Here is a 1,931-nt window from a genome sequence, read left to right on the forward strand (position 1 = left end):
GGTCGCGGCCGTGCTACAGGAAGCCGGCGAGACGGTGACGCCGATCGGCCGCATCGTGCCGCGCCGCGACGCAGGCGTCATCTATCGGGGTTCGATCGGCCTATGAGCGCGCAGAGGAAACGCACCGTTGTCCTGATCTCGGGACGCGGCTCCAACATGACCGCGCTGATTGCCGCGGCCAGCGACCCGTCGTTCCCGGCCGAGATCGTCGGTGTCATTTCCGATAAGGCGGATGCCGCCGGGCTCGGCATCGCCAGGGCGCGCGGCATCGCCACGCAGGTCGTCTCACGTGCCGACCACGGCAGCAAGCAGGCGCATGACGCCGCCATCGACGCGGCCCTTACCGCCTTCAACGCCGAGATCGTGGCGCTGGCCGGCTATATGCGCATCCTCAGCCCCGGCTTCGTCCAGAAATGGCAGGGCCGCATGATCAATATCCACCCTGCCCTGCTGCCGGCCTTCAAGGGGCTCGACACCCATGCGCGCGCGCTGGCCGCCGGCATCCGCATCCATGGCTGCACCGTGCACTTCGTCACCTCCGAGATGGATGACGGCCCGATCATCGCACAGGCAGCCGTGCCGGTGATGGTCGGCGACACCGCCGATACATTGGCAGCCCGCGTGCTGAAGACCGAACACCGGCTCTATCCGCTGGCGCTGGGGCTGGTCGCCGAAGGCAAGGCGCGCATGGAGTCCGGCCGCACCGTGCTTGCCCACTTTGCCGACGATGCCGACAACGGCACCTCGGTGGTGATGGCCCCGGATCCGCTGCGCGAGGAAGCCGACCTCGAGCATCTGGCGCGCATCACGCCTTGAGCTTAGAGCGGCGATGAAACAGCTTCTCCTGCTTCGTCACGCCAAATCCAGCTGGGACGACCCTGATCTCGATGATTTCGACCGGCCCTTGGCCGAACGCGGAGTGAAGGCAGCCCGGTTGATGGGGCGCGAGCTTGCGACGCGCGGCTGGCTGCCGGACCTGGCGCTGGTGTCGGCGGCGCTGCGCACCCGCGACACCTGGCGGCTTGTGGCGGCGGAATTGCCCGTCCCGCCCCAGGTCGCATTCCTCAAGGCGCTGTACGATGCTTCAGCGGCGGACATTCTGAGCCAGATTGGTCAAACCGACGCTTCGAGCGGCAGCTTGCTGGTAATTGGCCACAATCCGGGCCTGGAGCAGTTGGCCAGACAGCTTGCCGGGCCGGGGTCAGACGCCAAGGCGATCGCAAGACTTGAGGAAAAATTCCCGACGGGAGCCCTCGCCCGGGTGGTCTTCAAAGGCGATTGGTCCGTCGTGTCCCCCGCCCGGCTGACACATTGCTTGCGGCCCAAGGACCTGGGCCCGCGGCCGAAGGACCTGGGCTAGTGTCCATGGCAGGTGCGGCGGGTCAAGCCCGCCGCACATCCGCTTGAGCCGTCAGTTTCCCCAGTTGCCCTGACCGGATTCCGGCTGGACCGAATCGGGCGTCAGCGTGAGGTCGCGGTGCTTGACCTGCCTGTGGGTCGAAGCCGTGTAGCTGTGGTCGACATTGACCGCGTGCGAGGTGACGGCCGGCTGATTGACATTGTCCGAACCATAGTTGTCGCTGCCGGCAAAAGCGGCACCAGTGGCAACGAGGATGGCGGCGGCGGCAAGAGCGATCCTGTTCATTCTATTTACTCCGGTATTCCTGATTCTGTCCGTCTAGTGGCGTGCCCCTGGGGAGGAAATTTCGCGTCGCTCGGACAACCTCGATCTGGGTTTTTCGTGCGCCGACTTCCAATCACGAAGACGTTCCCTCACGCGCGGCATCGGGACCTCGAACGTCGGCCAAGGGATTGAGCTCACCCTGTTTTATCAGTTTATCTCAGACGCTTACAAGGAGGGTGCCTGACGCATGATGCGGCGGTTCATCGAGCCAGCGCTCGCCATCCGTTCACGATTCGTCAACATAAAT

The 1,931-nt window shown here is 65.0% G+C and carries 3 protein-coding genes; 2 read left to right on the forward strand and 1 reads right to left on the reverse strand.

Annotation, left to right across the window (positions count from 1 at the left end):
• The first annotated feature begins 102 nt into the window (after nucleotides 1-102).
• On the forward strand, nucleotides 103-816 hold the full coding sequence (purN, locus tag ENZ74_RS30580) for a phosphoribosylglycinamide formyltransferase (protein ID WP_013532446.1): 714 nt from the start codon (nucleotides 103-105) through the stop codon (nucleotides 814-816).
• Nucleotides 817-829: 13 nt separating this feature from the next.
• Complete coding sequence (locus ENZ74_RS30585; RefSeq protein ID WP_013532447.1) at nucleotides 830-1,360, forward strand: histidine phosphatase family protein; 531 nt, start codon at nucleotides 830-832, stop codon at nucleotides 1,358-1,360.
• Between the two features lie 51 nt (nucleotides 1,361-1,411).
• Here ENZ74_RS30585 and ENZ74_RS30590 read toward each other — a convergent pair whose 3' ends face one another.
• On the reverse strand, nucleotides 1,412-1,645 hold the full coding sequence (locus tag ENZ74_RS30590) for a DUF680 domain-containing protein (protein ID WP_013532448.1): 234 nt from the start codon (nucleotides 1,643-1,645) through the stop codon (nucleotides 1,412-1,414).
• Between the last annotated feature and the right edge of the window lie 286 nt (nucleotides 1,646-1,931).

This window comes from Mesorhizobium sp. M7A.F.Ca.CA.002.15.2.1 (assembly GCF_003998715.1).
In the GTDB taxonomy this organism is placed as follows: domain Bacteria; phylum Pseudomonadota; class Alphaproteobacteria; order Rhizobiales; family Rhizobiaceae; genus Mesorhizobium; species Mesorhizobium ciceri.